Source organism: Acinetobacter sp. YH01022, from assembly GCF_013420235.1.
GTDB lineage: Bacteria > Pseudomonadota > Gammaproteobacteria > Pseudomonadales > Moraxellaceae > Acinetobacter.
The window spans coordinates 1-19,111 of record NZ_VOYP01000049.1 but is presented as its reverse complement, the minus strand read 5'-3'; the positions used below and the strand labels follow the sequence as shown (position 1 = coordinate 19,111).

At 40.9% G+C, this 19,111-nt stretch carries 12 protein-coding genes and 1 pseudogene; 10 read left to right on the top strand and 3 right to left on the bottom strand.

Annotated features, from left to right (window positions below; genetic code table 11):
• Positions 1-47 precede the first annotated feature (47 nt).
• The 4 genes from FTT87_RS13590 to FTT87_RS13575 all read left to right on the top strand — a co-directional run bounded on the left by FTT87_RS13590 (position 48) and on the right by FTT87_RS13575 (position 6,352).
• Positions 48-722 carry a protein glxC gene (locus FTT87_RS13590; protein ID WP_257230587.1) on the top strand — a complete coding sequence of 225 codons (675 nt, stop codon included), beginning with the start codon at positions 48-50 and terminating at the stop codon, positions 720-722.
• A gap of 27 nt (positions 723-749) precedes the next feature.
• On the top strand, positions 750-2,084 hold the full coding sequence (locus FTT87_RS13585) for an FMN-binding glutamate synthase family protein (RefSeq protein WP_004704280.1): 1,335 nt from the start codon (positions 750-752) through the stop codon (positions 2,082-2,084).
• A 1,001-nt stretch (positions 2,085-3,085) separates the two neighbouring features.
• Positions 3,086-4,306 carry an integrase arm-type DNA-binding domain-containing protein gene (locus tag FTT87_RS13580; protein ID WP_086197623.1) on the top strand — a complete coding sequence of 407 codons (1,221 nt, stop codon included), beginning with the start codon at positions 3,086-3,088 and terminating at the stop codon, positions 4,304-4,306.
• Positions 4,307-4,717: 411 nt separating this feature from the next.
• The gene (locus tag FTT87_RS13575) at positions 4,718-6,352 is read left to right on the top strand and encodes a SulP family inorganic anion transporter (RefSeq protein WP_180175009.1); all 1,635 of its coding nucleotides are present in this window, start codon (positions 4,718-4,720) and stop codon (positions 6,350-6,352) included.
• 304 nt (positions 6,353-6,656) lie between these two features.
• Here FTT87_RS13575 and FTT87_RS13570 read toward each other — a convergent pair whose 3' ends face one another.
• Entirely contained in the window at positions 6,657-6,884 is a 228-nt protein-coding gene (locus tag FTT87_RS13570) for a hypothetical protein (protein WP_092819550.1), read from the bottom strand.
• Positions 6,885-7,001: 117 nt separating this feature from the next.
• Positions 7,002-9,080: a polyphosphate kinase 1 gene (ppk1, locus tag FTT87_RS13565; protein ID WP_180175008.1), complete on the bottom strand. Its 2,079-nt coding sequence runs from the start codon at positions 9,078-9,080 to the stop codon at positions 7,002-7,004.
• Positions 9,081-9,503: 423 nt separating this feature from the next.
• Between ppk1 and FTT87_RS13560 the strand changes: the two genes are divergently transcribed.
• The 6 genes from FTT87_RS13560 (at position 9,504) to FTT87_RS13535 (ending at position 18,778) form a co-directional block, all read left to right on the top strand.
• Positions 9,504-10,250, top strand: a complete 747-nt coding sequence (locus FTT87_RS13560) for a beta-ketoacyl-ACP reductase (RefSeq protein ID WP_086197570.1) — start codon at positions 9,504-9,506, stop codon at positions 10,248-10,250.
• An 85-nt stretch (positions 10,251-10,335) separates the two neighbouring features.
• Positions 10,336-10,680, top strand: a complete 345-nt coding sequence (locus tag FTT87_RS13555; protein WP_086197569.1) for a phasin family protein — start codon at positions 10,336-10,338, stop codon at positions 10,678-10,680.
• Positions 10,681-10,802: 122 nt separating this feature from the next.
• Positions 10,803-12,572, top strand: a complete 1,770-nt coding sequence (phaC, locus tag FTT87_RS13550; protein WP_180175007.1) for a class I poly(R)-hydroxyalkanoic acid synthase — start codon at positions 10,803-10,805, stop codon at positions 12,570-12,572.
• An 81-nt stretch (positions 12,573-12,653) separates the two neighbouring features.
• Positions 12,654-13,832 carry an acetyl-CoA C-acetyltransferase gene (locus FTT87_RS13545; RefSeq protein WP_180175006.1) on the top strand — a complete coding sequence of 393 codons (1,179 nt, stop codon included), beginning with the start codon at positions 12,654-12,656 and terminating at the stop codon, positions 13,830-13,832.
• A gap of 335 nt (positions 13,833-14,167) precedes the next feature.
• Positions 14,168-16,627, top strand: a complete 2,460-nt coding sequence (locus FTT87_RS13540; protein ID WP_180175005.1) for an ExeM/NucH family extracellular endonuclease — start codon at positions 14,168-14,170, stop codon at positions 16,625-16,627.
• A 258-nt stretch (positions 16,628-16,885) separates the two neighbouring features.
• Positions 16,886-18,778 (top strand): bifunctional UDP-sugar hydrolase/5'-nucleotidase, encoded by a 1,893-nt coding sequence (locus FTT87_RS13535; RefSeq protein ID WP_180175004.1) that lies wholly within the window; start codon positions 16,886-16,888, stop codon positions 18,776-18,778.
• Between the two features lie 226 nt (positions 18,779-19,004).
• Here FTT87_RS13535 and FTT87_RS13530 read toward each other — a convergent pair.
• Positions 19,005-19,111 (bottom strand): annotated as a pseudogene (locus tag FTT87_RS13530) (IS5/IS1182 family transposase); the annotation flags it as partial.

Below are 19,111 nucleotides of genomic sequence, written 5' to 3'. Positions count from 1 at the left end.
GCCTTTTCCATAACGCTCACGACCGGGACTTTTGATCCAAGCCGCTTATGGTGGTTTGCTACCTGCTCCTGCAAGCCGATAGCGAGGGGCCATACCCTCATCTCTTACGCCGCTTGCTGCGGCACACGAAAGTCAGCAATCCAGGCGGCCAGCATAATATTGCAGTTGGCATTAAAGCCCCTGTGAATGTCACCATTGACGGCCATGCCGGATATTACTGCGCCGGCATGAATCAAGAAGCTCATGTCATCGTCAACGGTAATGTTGGGGTGGGCGTAGCTGAAAATATGATGTCAGGTTCAGTGTATATCAAAGGCAATGCCTCTCAAGCAGCAGGCGCAACAGCGCATGGTGGTCTGCTGGTCATTGAAGGGGATGCTGGGGCACGCTGTGGCATTTCAATGAAAGGCGTCGATATTGTGGTAGGCGGCAGTATTGGACACATGAGCTGCTTCATGGGACAGGCTGGCCGTCTGGTGGTTTGTGGTGATGCAGGCGACGCGTTGGGCGACTCGCTGTATGAAACCAGAATTTATGTCAAAGGTGTGGTGAAGTCTCTAGGTTCAGACTGTATTGAAAAAGAAATGCGTCAGGAACATCTGGCAGAACTGGCAGAACTGCTGTCTAAAGCCGGATTTGATGAAGATCCTGCTTCTTTCAAACGTTATGGTTCGGCACGCCAACTGTACAACTTCAAAGTCGACAATGCATCTGCATACTAATCAAGCGTAATAATGGAGCAATCAATCATGACTCAAACTATCCAAGAATTTGAACCCGTGTTACGTGAATCTGCAACGTTTGACCGTTTAACCATTCAAGAAATCCAGCGTGCAGCGGCAACCGGCATCTATGACATCCGTGGCGGTGGTACCAAGCGTAAAGTGCCACACTTTGATGATTTGCTGCTGCTTGGTGCAAGCATGTCACGCTACCCGCTGGAAGGCTATCGTGAAAAATGCGGTACCGATGTGGTACTGGGTACACGCTTTGCCAAAAAACCGATTCATTTAAAAATTCCTGTAACAATTGCCGGCATGAGCTTTGGTGCATTATCTGCCAATGCCAAAGAATCTTTAGGCCGCGGTGCATCTATGGTCGGCACATCTACCACAACCGGTGACGGTGGCATGACCCCTGAAGAACGTGGTCATTCGCAAACATTGGTGTATCAATATTTGCCATCGCGCTACGGCATGAATCCTGACGATTTGCGTAAAGCAGATGCGATTGAAATCGTACTCGGACAAGGTGCTAAACCCGGCGGTGGCGGTATGCTACTGGGCATGAAAGTGACGGAACGTGTGGCAGGCATGCGTACTTTGCCAGTGGGTGTCGATCAGCGCAGTGCTTGCCGTCATCCGGACTGGACGGGTCCAGATGACTTGGCAATTAAAATTGCTGAAATCCGTGAAATCACCGATTGGGAAAAGCCAATCTATGTCAAAATCGGGGCCAGCCGTCCATATTATGACGTAAAACTGGCGGTGAAAGCTGGTGCAGATGTGATCGTGCTGGATGGCATGCAAGGCGGTACAGCAGCTACCCAAGAAGTGTTTATTGAGCACGTCGGTATTCCTATTCTTCCTGCCATTCCGCAAGCGGTACAAGCCCTGCAGGAAATGGGTATGCACCGTAAGGTTCAGCTGATTGTTTCTGGTGGTATCCGCACAGGTGCCGATGTGGCCAAAGCGATGGCATTGGGAGCAGATGCGGTAGCAATTGGTACAGCAGCGCTGATTGCGCTCGGAGATAACCATCCGCGTCTAGACAAAGAACTGAAAGAAATTGGTTCAGCAGCGGGTTATTATGATGACTGGCAAAATGGCCGTGACCCTGCAGGGATTACGACTCAGGATCCAGAACTATCAAAACGTCTCGATCCGGTTGAAGGTGGACGCCATTTGGCCAATTACCTGCGTGTTTTGGTCTTGGAAGCACAAACCATGGCACGTGCCTGCGGTAAATCGCATTTGCATAATCTGGATCCGGAAGATCTGGTGGCACTGAATGTCGAGGCGGCGGCAATGGCTCGTGTACCGCTTGCTGGAACCAACTGGATTCCAGGTCAAACGCAGTATTAATAAACCCTCATCAGATGGAGATGCATCATCTCCATCTGATGATCTCATCGATAACCTGATTTAAATCTTGCAAGGTTGCTGAAACTTATTAGATTAAATCTTTTTTAAATATTTTATTTGTAATAAATACAATTACATAGATAAATATTTCTCCATCAGGTCATTCGCAATGATCTTGGCTCATTTATTTTAAAATAAGAATTTTCCAAATTTAGTCATATTTCAAGACTGATTTTTAAGCCACAGGAACATACAGGGAAGGATAAAATTTCTATCTATCCTCATACAGATGTTTATCTTGCATGTAATAAATCAATATTCTGTTCAATCCGGCTTTGAATCATATGGAGCATTTCTGATCGAATCTGCTCAGTCAACAGATCATCCGCGATCTGATTGAATTAGTGCACAACCTCTCAGAAATCGAAATCACAATTTCATCGGCGACTGGCACAGAAAAGCTCGGCTTGCCAAGAACCCCGTTTGACCATCACTGGTTGGCTAAGATCCAGCGCCTTATCATAATCTCCATTTGCTGATATCCAGCGGGATCTTCACAGAAAGTGACATCGTAAGCGGCTTAAAGCCGTCCAAGGTTTTAGGCTGTATTATCCCCTGTAATAGCCTCCCTAGAACGGTTGCCAAATTCAGTGGTTCTTTGCCAATATTCTATTCATTCACATCATACTCCTGTTGCCTGACCGTTTGACTGTCTTATTGTCTTCGTTGGGGGGGGCATATTTGGATACATAAAAAACTCGCTGATCAAGTTAATTTAACTCTTTCTCGGCATTAAATTCCTAGAGCAGCAGTTTCAGATATCTTGCAAGTAATATTGGTGGTACTTAAGCTGGTAACTAAAAATGAAATACTAAAAATTAAATTAATATAAAACAATAAATTAAAAAATAGTATGATGCGTATGATACGCATCACATAAAAATTGCTTAAATTTGCTATAATTAATATCTACAGTGTCATTAGTGGTTCGATTTAAATTTATGAGTCTTACGGAAGCGAAGGTACGCCAGGCTAGGCCCAAGGAAAAAGTTTATTTTCTTACAGATGACGATGGTTTAAGTTTGAAGGTGGAATTGAATGGACGTAAATCTTGGAGTTATCGTTATTCAGTAGCAGGTAGTAATAAGCGTCCGCGGGTAAAGTTGGGCGAATATCCTTTCATGTCATTAAAAGAGGCCAGAACTACCCGGGATGAATATAAATTTAATGGTTATAAAAATGAAACAGTACGTAAAAAAAATATAAAAACATTTCAAGACATTTGCGAAGAATGGTTAGAGTTCAAAATAAAAAACTCTTTTAAAGATGAACCTCGTTGTGGTGTTATTCAATTGGCAAAAAAATTTTTAAATCATGAGATTTATCCTGATTTAGGAAATATGCCATTTAATGAAGTGAAAAGATATGATTTAGTGACTATCGTTAAAAATATAGAAGCACGTCATGTCAAGGAACCTGTTAAAAAAGCCTACAGTTATTTAAACCAAATTTATGATTATGCTGTGGCAATGGGTTATTGTGAATATAATATTGCTCATGGATTAAATAAAATATTAATAAAAAATAAAATCAAAAAAAATTATCCTTATTTAAAATCAGAAAATTTACCTAATTTTATAACCAGATTGAGTCAAGTTAATACGGACCCTATCATAAAAAAAGCCTTATTATTTAAACTTTATACTGGAGTTCGTGGGGCTGAGCTTCTACTTTGTGAACCACATCATTTTGATTTAGATAATAAAATTTGGAAAATACCAGCTTTGCATATCAAACAGTTCCGACGGAAAGTCATTTTAGGCCATGATATTCCTGATTTCCTAGTCCCTTTATCAGCCCAAGCAATGACTCTGATAAAATCGGCTTTAGCTTGGTCTCATGGTGAAAAATATGTATTTTCTAGCCCCCGTTATCCAGATAGACCTCTGCATTTTAATACATTAAATATAACCATTCGAAAAATGGGCTATGATAAGGATGAACTATCTGCACATGGTTTACGTTCTACTTTTAGTACTATATTAAATGAATCTGGATTATTTCAGTCAAATTGGATTGAAGCGCAACTATCACATACGGATAAAAATAAAACACGGGCAAGCTATAATCATGCTGAATATCTTTTACAACGTATTGAAATGATGCAGTGGTGGGGGAATTATATCGCTAGCCTAGTTAAGGATCAGGTTGCACAAGATTAATCTATATAGGCTTCTTCCATAAATTATTCTTACTTAACTGCAATTTCTAGATTGAGGCAGTTAAATTTAATCAAATTAAATCTCAAATTCGCTTTTTTACTCGGTTACCGACAATACTCATCAAGTATTTTAAACTGCCAGATATATGATCAGTCCCCATTCTTCTTTTATTGATTTATGATAGGAATCTCATATTGATCAGATAGCCAAGTTCTAATTAAAACCGCTTTTTTTACAGACTTTTATTTGACTGATTTGTTATGCTGTCGGATGATTGATGAACACAATTTTCATGTGGCACGTGATTTAGGACGGCGTCAATTAATTATCGCCGATGGTGATCACCACCTTTGTGCGGTGTACCTGCAGCATGAAGATGCCCTCACCGACTATACAAGATTTGACTAGTCTATGACAGCTGCTAAAAAGTTCCCTATTTTTGATGTGATTGCAGGTTTATCTATCGCAGGTTTACTGCTGCCTGAAGCGGTCGCCTATTCCAATATGGTCGGGTTGCCACCGCAAAGTGGTCTGGTGGCACTGGTGCTGGGTTTAGTGCTGTATGGTCTGATCGGAAATAGCCGTTTTGCGATTGTTTCTGCAACCTCATCTTCTGCCGCGGTCATGAGTTCAGGACTGGCAACCATGGTCATGTTTTCTTCACCGGAACGGGCAGGTCTGGCTTACGCCCTGGTATTTCTGTCGGGCATTTTACTGGTCATCGCGGGGTTGTTTAAGCTTGGAGATGTGACTCATTTTATTGCCAAGCCTGTGCTGAAGGGTTTTTCCTTTGGTCTGGCACTCAGCATTGTGGTGAAACAGCTTCCTTCAGTATTACAGGTGCATCCCGTACACAGTGATTTTTTCCGCCAGTTGTGGGAAATGTTGCAAGCCTATTCAAGCTGGAACTGGCATGCCTTAAGCATGGGACTCGGTGTCTTTTTCACCTTACACTTCACCCAGCGCTATAAAACCATTCCAGTGGCTTTATTGCTGATTATTTTAGGTATCAGTTTCAATGTGATGGGCTATACCCAGGCATGGGGAGTCCGTTCTGTTGGGCATTTTGAGCTGGTTTTACCGAGTATTCACTTGCCTCAGTTGAGTATGAATAGCTGGTTGCAACTGGTAGAACTTTCAATGGCCGTTGCACTGATTATTTATGCCGAATCTTATGCTTCCATTCGTACCTCGGCACTAAAACACCATGATGCAATCCAGCCAAACCGTGACCTGATTGCATTGGGCGTGAGCAATATCTGCTCAGGACTGTTTAAGGGAATGGCGGTTGGCGCAGGCTATTCCGCAACTTCAGCCAATGAGTCTGCAGGGGCAAAAAGCAAAAAATCAGCCTGGGTCGCAGCACTGGCCGTGGTGATTTTTTTGCTGTTTTTTCGCCAGTATATCGCCAATATTCCTGAGCCTGTTTTGGCGAGTATTGTGATATATGCAGTCAGTGGACATATTCGTTTTGCCCCATTTAAACAGTATTTTATCTGGCATAAAGATCGCTTGCTGTCGATTGTTGCAATTTGGGCCGTGATTATTTTTGGTGTGCTCAATGGGTTGCTGATTGCAGTGCTGGTGAGCGTTTTAATGTTGTTGAAAAGCTACGCTGTTCCTCGAATTGCCTGGCTTGGACGTCTCAATGGCGGGCATGATTTTGTTGATATCAACCGTTTTCCTGAAGCTGTAGCACCAGATGCTATTTTAATTGCACGACCTGATCATCCACTGTTTTTTGCCAATGCAGAAAAAATCTGTCATGCGATTCTAAAGAAGGTTTCTGAGCAAAATTATCAGTATGTGATTTTAAGTCTTGAAGAATGTCCCAGCCTGGATAGTACCAGTATTGAAGCCTTGTTATTGCTGGCTGAACATTTGCAGGAGGAGGGGATTGAGCTGAAATTGGCGCGCGTACGCCGTTCAGTCGCAGAAACTTTATTGTATGTGAATAGTCCATTATTCCCACGCGCTAGTTATGATGCACAAAGTGTCGATGATGCCGTCAGCCAGTTAGAAAATCGTACTTCAGCTGCAACTTGAGCACAGGGAGTACATTACGCTTACGGTACGACTCTGGAAAAAATCGACTAAGAGCATACATCCAGCAAAAAATCAGCAAAATGCAAACCTTGCCGGATGGAAAGCAATACGCTGATGGTTATGAGCTGATTGAGTGGGAAGAATATTTTATCGTTAGCACACCTGCGGTATTTAAAGCATGTGCTCGCTCAAGGCTGATCCTGACAGTATGCTATTTTTATTATATCTGTCAGGTTATATCGGGCAATTGATCAAGAGCAATTACACAACATTATTTACAGCCTCATTAAATATTTTGCACTTCTTACTTTACTTTAAAATGATGTTTCTCAGGAATAAGTTTGATTTTTATTTTTTTATAAAGTCGTTCTTCGGCATTTTCTGCTGATTTGGTGACTTTATCTGCAAATTTCTGATCAGACATAAGCATGGCATACGTTTTATAGCCTATTTCAAGCGCTTGTGTTTTATTGCCTGCCTGTTCAAACTGTTCAATTAATTTGTTGATTTTTTTAACACTGATATCGTTCATGTAGTTGACTCATTCCCTCTTAATTTTTACTTTAGGATTGGATTGTTACAATTTAGTTAAAATGAATTTAAATCATTGCAAGTGATTGTCATTTATACAATAACTCGCAAATTTTCGTTAAAAAATCTGATTCATTAATTGTTGCTGGGCAATGTAGACTGGTTGTCCACTACCAGGCTGACATTGTATCCAGGTTCCATCTGCGTGTAATTCCCATGCACGCCGATTATCTTTGAGATAATTATTCAATCCTTCTTCAAGAATTTGTTTGCGAATTTTTTTATTCTCGATCGGGAAACAGGTTTCGATGCGAGAAAACAAATTACGTCCCATCCAATCCGCACTGGCGCAATACAGTTTGCTGTCACCATCATTATAAAAATAATACACTCTAGTATGTTCCAAATAACGTCCGACGATTGAACGTACACGAATATTGTCAGAGAGTCCTGCAACTTGTGGTCGTAAGCAACAAATTGAACGAACAATCAAATCGATTTGTACACCTGCTTGTGATGCTTGATAAAGTTCATGAATCAGTTGCGGTTCAGTTAATGCATTGACTTTAATAATGATCTGCGCTTTTTTTCCTGCTTTACTGTTTTTAATTTCCTGCTGTATGAGTTCAAGTAATTGTGAATGCAGGGTAAATGGCGCGTGAAAAAGTTTTTCCAGCTTTATGGTTTTTCCCATACCAGTTAATTCTTGAAAGATTTTATGTACATCTTCACAAATATCAGCATCACTAGTGAGTAAGCCATAATCGGTATAGATTTTGGCATTGGTCGCATGATAGTTACCTGTACCTAAATGAACATAACGTTTAATCTTGTCTATTTCACGACGCACGATCAGAATCATTTTGGCGTGAGTCTTATAGCCAACAATCCCATATACGACCACTGCGCCAGCTTCTTGTAATAGATTGGCAACTTCGATATTTGACTCTTCATCAAAGCGTGCACGTAATTCAATCACGGCAGTGACTTCCTTCCCGTTCCGTGCCGCTTCAGCAAGGACTTGCACAATTTCAGAATCTACACCACTGCGATAAAGTGTTTGTTTTATAGCTAACACATGTGGATCACGGGCTGCCTCTTTCAGCAACTTAATAACCGGAGCGAAAGAGTGAAAAGGGTGGTGTAATAAAACATCTTCAGTTTTTAATACCTCAAATATCGATTTTTTGCTATACAACCCTTTTGGTAATTTTTGTACATAGGGAGGGAAACGTAACTCAGGTAAATTAAAGTTCGATATAAAACGAGCCAGGTTAACAGGACCATTCACCAGATAGAGCTGATCTTGATCAAGATCAAATTGTTCGAGTAAATAATCAGTAATCATCTCTGGACACGCTTTATTCACTTCGAGTCTGACAGCGCGACCAAAACGTCGAGATGAAAGTTCCCCTTTTAAAGCGATTGCTAAATCTTCCACATCCTCTGATACGGTGAGGTCAGCATTTCGCGTTACCCGGAATTGATAACACCCGGTTGTGGTCACTCCTGGAAATAATTCATGAATATGTTGCTGAATGATCGCGGAAAGTAAAATGTAGTGCTCAGCCTCACCAGAAACATGCGTGGGTAATTTAACTAATCTTGGCAATGATCGAGGGGCAGGAACAATCGCTAAATCAATTTTTCGTCCAAAGGCATCGTTGCCTTCCAAAGTGACAATAAAGTTTAAGCTTTTATTGGCTAAACGAGGAAAAGGGTGTGCGGGGTCTAGACTGATGGGGGTTACAACAGGTTGAACTTCATGATGAAAATAATCTTTAATCCATGCTTTATGTTTTTGAAGGATATCACCATGCTGAATAAAATTAACTCCATTGCCTTGCAGTTGTGGCAGGATATTATAGTTCAGTATTTTATACTGTTCCTCAACGGCCTCATGTGCAAGCTTAGAAATCGTCGTCAGTATTTCTGAGATGAATAAATTATCCGGACGGGTCTTATTATGGCTAGACAGCTCAAATTGCTGTATCAAACTCGCGACACGTATTTCAAAAAATTCATCTAGATTTCGTGAAAAAATAATTAAAAAATTGAGTCGTTCAAGTAAAGGATATTCAGTATCTTTCGCCTGTGCCAATACTCGCTTATGAAATTCAAGTAAGGAAAGGTCCCGATTAATATAAGTTTTTAATGTATGTATGGAAGAATTTGAAGGCACACTTAAAGCAGTCATTTATGGCTCTTATATCATTAGATAACAAGGTTCAAATCAATTGAATAAACATTCATAAAACCCTTAAATGAGACAAACTGATTTTCAGTACATTAAATAAGAAAATTATTGTATTAATAAAAGGCTAAAATTGAATTCTATTCAACTTTAACAGTCTGCGGAAATTACATTACAGATTTGTTAAATTATACCTTATATATTATTTAAGCGTATGTTATTTATACTTTTTAGTGATTTTTTTGCATTATTTATTTAATTTTTCTTTTTTGCAGTTACTCAAACCTAGAGCCATTTACATTTGCTCATAAAAAATCGATCGTCTGTAATCGAGCCTTAACATAGAAAGGGTTAATTTAAGTCCAGATTCCAAAGAATCTTTGTGGATTCACTCAACCATTTTTTCGATTTGCTAAAGGTAAAGATATATCCGAAAGAAAAGTCGCATTTGTGACAGGGGCACTCGGTGGTATTGGTAGTGAGATTTGTCGTCAGCTGGTAAAGGCAAATTATAAAGTGATTGCAACGGTTGTGCCTCGAGAGGAAGACCGTGAAAAGCAGTGGTTAAAAAGTGAGGGATTCCAACAGGAAGATGTCCGATTTGTCTTAACCGATCTGACCCATCATGCTGATGCGACGAGCGCGATCCAGGATGCGATACAGGCTGAAGGTCGCGTAGATGTGTTGGTGAATAATGCCGGCATCACACGCGATGCAACATTTAAGAAAATGTCCTTTGAACAGTGGTCACAGGTAATCGATACCAATTTAAAGACACTATTTACCGTGACCCATCCAGTCTTTAATAAAATGCTGGAGCAAAAGCAGGGACGCATTGTCAATATTAGTTCGGTCAATGGTCTGAAAGGACAGTTTGGTCAAGCGAATTATTCAGCCGCAAAAGCGGGCATGATCGGTTTTACCAAGGCTCTGGCTCAGGAAGGTGCACGTTCCAATGTTTGCGTGAATGTTGTAGCCCCGGGCTATACGGCAACACCGATGGTGACTGCCATGCGGGAAGAGGTCGTAAAAAGTATTGAAGACCAGATTCCTTTGCAGCGTCTTGCCCAGCCTGAAGAAATTGCAGCGGCTGTCATGTATCTGGTCGGTGAGTATGGCACCTATATTACGGGTGAAACCTTATCGATCAATGGCGGTTTATACATGCAATAAGTCCTGTGCTCACTGAGCCAGTTTTTTCATTTATTTTTTAACAATAACTAAATTTTAAGTACTATAAATCAATGGAGTAATACACATGCTATATGGCGATATCTTTTCAAACATGAATGCTCAGTACAAAAATATGTTTGAACCTTATGCAAAATTTAACAGTCTGGTGGCAAAAAATTTTGCGGATCTGACCAATTTACAACTCAATGCTGCACGTCATTATGCCGATATTACCTTGTCGCAAGTCTTTGCCAACAGTGAAGTCAAAGACATGCAAAGTATGATCAATTGTGGCATGAAGCAAGTGGAAACCATGAGCAAACTCAGCCAGCAAATGATTGATGATGGCCAAAAACTGGCAAGCTTGGCCACTGAATTTAAAGCCGAGTTTGACAAGTTAGTTAGCGAATCGATGCCGAACAATAAATAACGGTTAACAGTCCTAATGAAGATTGAAGACTAGCGAGCGGGGAAGTGGAGATCACTTCCCCGTTTTTCGATTCCATTCCTGATAGGAAAGTGAGGAATGACCCAGTATGCGGAGTGGTGCAAATGCAGCAGAATCTTTTTCAGTTTAATCAGAACGTCCAGCGTTTTTTCGATGTCCATGAAGAAATCTGGAAGAAAGTGCAAGAATTTTACTATGGTGATAATCCGCTCAATGATGCATTGAGCAAAGTCAACAGTGAAGATATGAACCTGTTCTTTCAGGCATTAACCAAAAATCCGGCACGCTTGATCGAGATGCAGAGCAAATGGTGGATCGGTCAGATGCAGATTTACCAAAATATCATGCTGCGCAGTGTGAACAAGGATATTCAGCCTCTCGTGAAACCTGAGCCGGGTGATCGCCGTTTCAAGGATACACTTTGGCAAGAACCCAATTACGATCTCTTGACCCAGTCTTATCTGCATTTCAGTCAATTGGTACAAGAAATGCTGGATGAGGTCGAAGGCATCCCAGATAAAGTCCGCCAGCGTATCCACTTTTTCACCCGCCAAATGGTGAATGCCTTTTCTCCCGGCAATTTCTTGTGGACCAATCCGGAAGTGATTCATCAGACGGTACAGGAACACGGGCAAAATCTGGTGCGTGGCATGGAAATTTTCCATGACGATATCATGAACAGCAGTAAATATCTGTCCGTACGCATGGTCAATAATGACTCGTTCCGTTTAGGAAAAGATCTGGCCTATACGCCGGGTGCGGTGGTCTTTGAAAATCCGGTTTTTCAATTGTTACAGTATGAAGCGACCACTGAAACTGTATATCAGACGCCTATTTTGCTCATCCCGCCTTTTATTAATAAATACTATATTCTGGATTTGCGTGAGCAGAATTCTTTTGTGAACTGGTTACGTCAGCAAGGGCACACGGTATTTTTAATGTCCTGGCGTAATCCGGGAGCTGAACAAAAGGACATGCGCTTTGAGGACCTGATTACCTCCGGTACGGTTGAGGCAATGCGTGTCATTGAGGAAATGACCGGAGAAAAAGAGGTCAATGCCATTGGCTATTGTATCGGTGGAGCGGTGCTTGCTGCGACGCAGGCGTACTATGTGGCGAAACGTCTGAAGAATCACGTCAAGAGTGCCACCTATCTGGCAACCATGTTGGACTTTGACAATCCAGGCAGTTTGGGTGCTTTTATTAATGAGCCGGTCATTCAAGGGATTGAAACTTTGAATCAACAGGTGGGCTATTTTGATGGCCGTATGTTGGCGGTGACCTTTAGTCTGTTACGTGAAAATACCCTGTACTGGAACTATTACATTGAAAATTACCTGAAGGGCAAGCATCCGTCTGACTTTGATATTTTGTACTGGAATAGTGATGGCACCAACATTGCCGCACATGTGCACAATTTCCTGGTACGCAATCTGTACCTTAATAACGAACTGATTCAGCCGAATAAGATCAAGGTCAATGGTGTGGGTTTAAACCTGTCGAAAGTGAAAACACCGAACTTTTTTATCTCGACACAGCAAGATCATATTGCACTATGGGATACGTGCTTTAAAGGATCTACCTATCTGGCGGGTGAAAGCACGTTGGTCCTCGGCGAATCTGGACATGTGGCAGGCATTGTCAATCCGCCAAACCGCAACAAGTATGGCTGTTATACCAATAATATACCTTATGAAAACCCGAAACAGTGGCTGGCAGATGCCCAGTTCCATCCAGAATCCTGGTGGTTACGCTGGCATGAATGGATCGCACCTTATACCGGCGATCAGGTTCCAGCGCGTACATTAGGTAGTGCAACTTATCCTGTCAAGGAAGCTGCACCGGGCAGTTATGTACAGGTCAGTCTGTTTTAGCATTTAGGTATTCTCACTGCCGGCCAATCGTATGGGGGCAGGAGTATCAAGCAAGACATGTGTTAAAAAATAGGAAATAAAATGAAACAAGTTGTGATTGTTGCCGCAAAACGTACCGCGATTGGAAGTTTTTTGGGTGGCCTGGCTAGCGTCAGTGCACCGCAGTTAGGAAAGGTAGTGATTGCTGCGGTATTAGACGCTGCCGGAATAAAGCCAGAACAGGTAGATCAGGTCATTATGGGGAATGTGTTGACTGCAGGTGTGGGACAAAATCCGGCACGTCAGGCGGCAATTGCAGCGGGTATTCCGGTTTCAGTACCCGCTTCGACCTTGAATGTGGTGTGTGGTTCTGGACTGCGCGCTGTTCATTTGGCCGCACAGGCCATTGCCACTGGTGAAGCCGATATTGTCGTGGCAGGGGGGCAGGAGTCGATGTCACAAAGTGCCCATATTATCCAGATGCGTAACGGACAGAAGATGGGCAATGCGCAATTGGTGGATAGCATGGTCTATGATGGTCTGACCGATGTGTATAACCAGTATCACATGGGAATGACTGCTGAGAATATTGTGGAAAAACTGTCGATTAGCCGTGAAGATCAGGATGCTTTGGCACTATCTTCTCAGCAGCGTGCAGTTAAAGCACAGGTGGAAGGGAAATTTGACGCAGAAATTGTGCCAGTGCAAGTGCCACAACGTAAAGGTGATCCGTTCGTTTTTGATCGTGATGAATATATCAAACCCGAAACGAATCAACAAAGTTTAGCTAAGCTGCGTCCAGCCTTTAAAAAGGATGGAACGGTGACTGCAGGTAATGCCTCAGGGATTAATGATGGCGCAGCAGCCGTATTGGTGATGAGTGCCGATAAAGCAGCAGAGCTTGGTTTACAGCCACTAGCAAAAATTAAAGCCTATAGCCTGTCGGGTATTGAGCCGGAAGTGATGGGACTCGGTCCGGTAAATGCTGTGAGAAAAACATTAGAAAAAGCAAGCTGGTCTTTGGACGAGGTTGATCTGGTAGAAGCCAATGAAGCCTTTGCCGCACAAGCTTTAGGAGTGTCGAAAGAACTGGGCCTCAATATGGAAAAGGTCAATGTCAACGGTGGAGCTATTGCCTTAGGCCATCCAATTGGAGCCTCAGGCTGTCGAATTCTGGTCACGCTGTTACATGAAATGCAACGCAGTGAAAAGAAAAAAGGACTGGCGACCTTATGTATTGGTGGTGGAATGGGCGTTGCATTAGCAATTGAGCGACTTTAAACATTATTTCTGATTGCGAGAAGCTTTGTTGCATAAAGATTTTCAAGCCTAGATGTCCCGAACCGATTTTGAACTGAGTGCTGTATGTTAGTCACTTTTTAGCAACAGGGATCGCTGCTAAAAATTTATGATCATTTACTAAGTCCCCACTTAAAAATACTATGTGGGGACTTACATCAAGCTAATTGTATCGATTATTTAGGAGGTGCTTTAACCGATACTTACTGAATTAAAACAGCATCTTATATTTTTCTAGCAAAACTGTCATCAATCATTCATAACGATGTAATGTACAAAAATTAGTCTAATCAAAATTTTAACAAACATTAAAAAATATGAAGACTTTAAAACCACATACCTTATGTCTCAGCTTGGCTTTATTAGGCTGTTCGTTTCCAAGTTATGCACAACTCATGTTCAGTCAATATATTGATGGTTCCTCTAACCGTAAAGGATTAGAAATTTATAATCCTGATGGTAGTACAGTAAATTTAGCAGATTATGAAATTCAGCAATTTAGCAATGGATCAACCACTAAGTCAGCAGCTTTTCCATTACAAGGTACATTGGCAAGCAAAACAAAATACGTTATTGGTCGCTCAGAATTACAGACGGAAATTGGTTCTAAAGTTGATCAGGTTGCAGGACTTTCTTTTAATGGGGATGATGCACTTGTCCTGCTGTATAAAGGTACGCCAATAGATCGTTTTGGTCGAGTGGGGGAAGATCCAGGCACTGGTTGGGGAGTCAGTTTTAGTAGTTATCAAAATAGTTTGTCACGTACTAAAACTTCAAATAATGTCACTTCGATCGATCCTGCAGCAGCATTTGAGTTAGAAAGCCAATGGTCTAAATGGTCTGAACGAAATGCATTCAACAGTTACTTAGGTGCAGTCAATACTGAATCTACCTTGGCTGAAATCAGTTGCAGTACGGCCGATACGCCAATTGCAGACTTACAAACCGCTGCACTCAATCAGCAATATATCGTTCGTGGAGTCATCACTGCTGATTATCGTTACCAAAATGGTTTTTCCGGGTTTTATATTCAATCCCCAGACAGTAAAGCTAAACTTGGCTTAAGCAACGCCATTTTTGTATATTTACCCACAAGTAGTACAGTGACTGGTGGAAAAGTAGGTGAAGAGGTTATTTTTAAAGGTCGTCTTACTTCTTATCAGAACCAGCTACAGATCGATCAACTCAGCAGTAATATTCAAACCTGTAATCAACAAGCTGAAAATCTGGTTAGCGCCACTCCTTTACAATTGCCCTTCTCAAGTTTGACGGATGCAGAAGGTCATAGCCCTAAACGATATCAAGGGATGCTGGTCAAAATACCGCAGACTTTAACCATTAGTGAAAATTATAATTATGGGCGATATGGTGAGCTATCCTTAAGCTTGGGGCGCTTATATATTCCAACCAATTTATATCCAGCAAAATCACTTGAAGCCGTCAATTTGGCCAAACAAAATTTATTGTCAAAAATTATCCTGGATGATGGTTATAACAATCAAAATAGAACCCCATGGCTGCCGCAAAACTTTAATGCATTAAACACTTTAAGAAGTGGCTATCAGTTGAAAAATGTTGAAGGGATTCTGGAATATCGCTTTAATACATGGCGTATTCAACCTATTTTAAATAAAACACAGCCTGAAATCATTAAAGACTCAAATTTAAGAACAACAGTACCCGCAAAAGAGTCCAGACAAATTCGTGCCGCTGCTTTTAATGTATTGAATTATGATAATGGTACCACCCAAGGTTTTCCTACGGAACGCGGTGCAACCTCACAATCCGAGTTTAACAAACAGCATCAGAAAATCGTGACTGCTTTGAAAGCGATTGATGCAGATGTTTATGGATTAATGGAAATTGCAAACAATGGCTATGATGAGAAAAGTGCAGTCGCTTACCTCAGCAAAGCTTTAGGTGCCGATTGGAAATATATCATTCCACCGAAGATGACCAAACTGGGTACAGATGCAATTGCTGTGGCTATTATTTATAACAGTAAGCGCGTTAAAACCGTGGGAGAACCCGCGGTCTATGATGATCAGACTCAAAAGAACCGGGTAACGATGGCACAAAGCTTCCAGTCTTTATCTGGCGGGAAAATTTTTACGATTATACCGAATCATTTGAAATCTAAAGGCAGTTGTCCTGATGATAAAACTTCGTTAGATGCTGATCAAGGTGATGGACAGGGCTGTTGGAACGCGACACGTTTAACAGCAGTACAAAAATTGATGCAGTGGATTGCAACGAATCCGACCAAAGTGAATAACCCCAATTATTTACTGGTCGGTGACATGAATAGTTACGCTAAAGAAGACCCAATATTGGCATTTGAAAAAGCCAATTATAAGGTTTTGCTAAATGATGAAAAAATTGGTCAGGGTAAAGCAGCCTATAGTTATATTTTTGGCGTAGCCAGTGATACTAATGGCAATGGCGGTTCAGGAAACTTAGATCATGCCATTGCCGATGCGAACTTATACCCAAGGGTGAAGCGTGCTTTTGCATGGCACATCAATGCGGATGAGCCGACAGCTTTAGATTATAATGAAGAATATAAAACACAAGAGCAAATCACAGCATTCTATAGCGATAATGCATTCCGTTCTTCCGATCATGATCCTGTGATTGTCGATATGGACCTCAATGAGAATGTAGCAAACACTCCTGATAGCACTGAAATAAGTGGTGGCAGCATGGGAGTATGGTCAATTTTTGCATTAGCCGGGCTTGTTTTAGTTTCCACTCTACGCAGACGTAAATTGAGTTGATTGAATAAAGTATCAATTTAAAAAACTGAAGACATATAGCGGATGGCTGAATTGCTGAGCACATCAAGACATTCTTAAATGATAGGTTTCGATAATAGCTCTATGCTAGGATCTTTAGAATTTTTTTGTTGATTTAATCGATAAGGAGAAATATAAAATTTCTCCTTATTTTATTGTGCGGAAAATAGCTAAATTCATGAATTTTAAACAATAGTCCCACATTATTTATGATTAAATTATGATCAAAATGGTATGGCTATGACCTTTAAAAATAGAAGCATTCAATATTCAAGTATCACATGCAGTCTATTCGTTTCCAGTATATTTTTAGCAGGGTGTAATAATGATACTAAAGACAGTACCAGTATAACGCCTATCATTCAATCTGAACCGCTGGAAGTAAATGTATTGCATATTAACGACAGCCATTCACATTTGGATGAAGAAAGTACCAAATTACTGCTGGAAACCTCTGTAGGTAATCGCGAGCCAATCCAGGTTTCAAATGGCGGATTTGCACGAGTTGCGGCACTGATGAATAGCCTAGCCAGTACGGAGAAAAACCCGATAAAAATTCATTCAGGAGATGCCATCACTGGCGATTTGTACTTTACTTTAAAAGAAGGTGAAGCCGAAGCAGATCTCATGAATACGGTATGCTTCGATACGTTAACATTAGGCAATCATGAATTTGATAATACCGATGAAGGCTTAAAAAAATTTATTGGTTTCTTGAATAATAAAGGTCGCTGTAAAAATAAAACACAAGTTTTAAGTGCCAATGTCGAGTTTGGAAAAACCTCAGCACTCTACCAGACTGATCTGGTAAAACCTTATACCATTATGGACAAAGAAGGGCAAAAAATTGGCTTAATCGGTCTAACGATTGCTGATAAAACCAAGAATGCCTCTCGTCCGAATGCAGATACCATTTTTAAAGATGAATTAACCACTGCACAAAACTATATTGATCAGCTCAAGCAGCAAGGTATCAACAAAATTATTATACAGTCTCATTTAGGCTATGGCATGGATAAAGCACTGGCTGCACAATTGTCTGGTGTTGATGTCATTGTGGGTGGTGATTCACATACCTTGCTGGCAGATGCAAAGCTGAAAAACTATGGAATGAGTCCAGATGGCAACTACCCAACAACCCTAAAAAATAAAGATGGTGAACAGGTTTGTGTTGTACAAGCATGGCAATATGCCTATGTGGTTGGTCAATTAAAAGTAAATTTTGATGCCAACGGAAAAGTGCAAGCATGTACCGGCAAAGCAAATGTATTAATTGGAGATGATTTTAAGCGCAGTGCTAAAGATGCTCCAGCCCTGAATACTACTGAATTAGATGTGATTAAAAAAGATATTGAAAGCAGTAACAGCTTGCGTATTGTTCAACCTAATACTGCAGCTTTAGCTATCCTGGAACCGTATAAAGTTGCTAAAAATTTATTGGGCAAGGAAATTGTTGCGAATGCCCAAGAAAATCTATGCCTGCGTCGTGTACCCGGAACGACAAAAGATACATCACGTTCCACTTTAGGGGACATCTGTAATAAATCAGATTTTACCAACCAACATGGTGGTGATGTGCAACAACTCGTGGCTGAAGCATTTTTGCAACAAGGTAAAAAGTATTTTAATGCCGATATCTCGATCCAAAATGGCGGTGGTGTCAGGGTGGATATTCCCCAAGGTGATATTTCTGTAGAGAAAATTTATACGGTATTGCCATTTAAAAACACATTGGTGCAATTGAAGGCGACTGGGCTAGAAATTAAAAATGTACTTGAAGATGCGATGGATGCAGTCGTAAATAACAATACCGGTAGTTATCCCTACGCGGGTGGACTGCAGTGGGATGTAGATTTATCCAAAACCAAAGGTCAACGGATATCCAACTTAAAAGTTCACAATGCACAAGGAATTTATGAAGCTTTAAATCCAGACCAGACCTATCAGGTGATTACCATTAATTTTCTGGCAGATGGTCAAGATTTTTATAGCAGTTTTAAAAATATCACCGGTGAACGACGTGTAGAGGTGGGACTGGATTATGCTGAAGCCTTCTTGGATTATGCAAAAAATGAAAAAGTGTTGAAACGCTTAGCTATTGAACGCTACAGTACGCAGACTTATAAAGAATAAGCTGACTTGATTAGTCCGGGTCAGCCGAATGATGACTGACTCGGAGCATGTAGAGCCTGTAAATCATTATAGTCAAGTTCCAAATCTGGTCTTGGTCAATTTTTCCATTTTTTATCGTATGCGAGCATACTCCAAAATATTGTGCAGTTTTGTCTTTAAAATTTTTGAATATCTTCAGTCTTCTACTGTAATAGAATCCTACTCAATAGATCTCTTGCGAAAGTCATTATTGAAAATTTATCCGGTTTACCAGTGCAGCGATTAAGTTAATGCGTAAACCGAATCTTTTCCGTCTATTTCGATAGCGTTCACTTAATATTCTAAATGTTTTCA

Excerpts from the sequence above, each read along its gene's own strand:
- FTT87_RS13590 (WP_257230587.1), top strand. The coding sequence starts at position 48 with ATGGTGGTTTGCTACCTGCTCCTGCAAGCCGATAGCGAGGGGCCATAC.
- FTT87_RS13585 (WP_004704280.1), top strand. The coding sequence starts at position 750 with ATGACTCAAACTATCCAAGAATTTGAACCCGTGTTACGTGAATCTGCA.
- FTT87_RS13580 (WP_086197623.1), top strand. The coding sequence starts at position 3,086 with ATGAGTCTTACGGAAGCGAAGGTACGCCAGGCTAGGCCCAAGGAAAAA.
- FTT87_RS13575 (WP_180175009.1), top strand. The coding sequence starts at position 4,718 with ATGACAGCTGCTAAAAAGTTCCCTATTTTTGATGTGATTGCAGGTTTA.
- FTT87_RS13570 (WP_092819550.1), bottom strand. The coding sequence starts at position 6,884 with ATGAACGATATCAGTGTTAAAAAAATCAACAAATTAATTGAACAGTTT.
- ppk1 (WP_180175008.1), bottom strand. The coding sequence starts at position 9,080 with ATGACTGCTTTAAGTGTGCCTTCAAATTCTTCCATACATACATTAAAA.
- FTT87_RS13555 (WP_086197569.1), top strand. The coding sequence starts at position 10,336 with ATGCTATATGGCGATATCTTTTCAAACATGAATGCTCAGTACAAAAAT.
- phaC (WP_180175007.1), top strand. The coding sequence starts at position 10,803 with ATGCAGCAGAATCTTTTTCAGTTTAATCAGAACGTCCAGCGTTTTTTC.
- FTT87_RS13545 (WP_180175006.1), top strand. The coding sequence starts at position 12,654 with ATGAAACAAGTTGTGATTGTTGCCGCAAAACGTACCGCGATTGGAAGT.
- FTT87_RS13540 (WP_180175005.1), top strand. The coding sequence starts at position 14,168 with ATGAAGACTTTAAAACCACATACCTTATGTCTCAGCTTGGCTTTATTA.
- FTT87_RS13535 (WP_180175004.1), top strand. The coding sequence starts at position 16,886 with ATGACCTTTAAAAATAGAAGCATTCAATATTCAAGTATCACATGCAGT.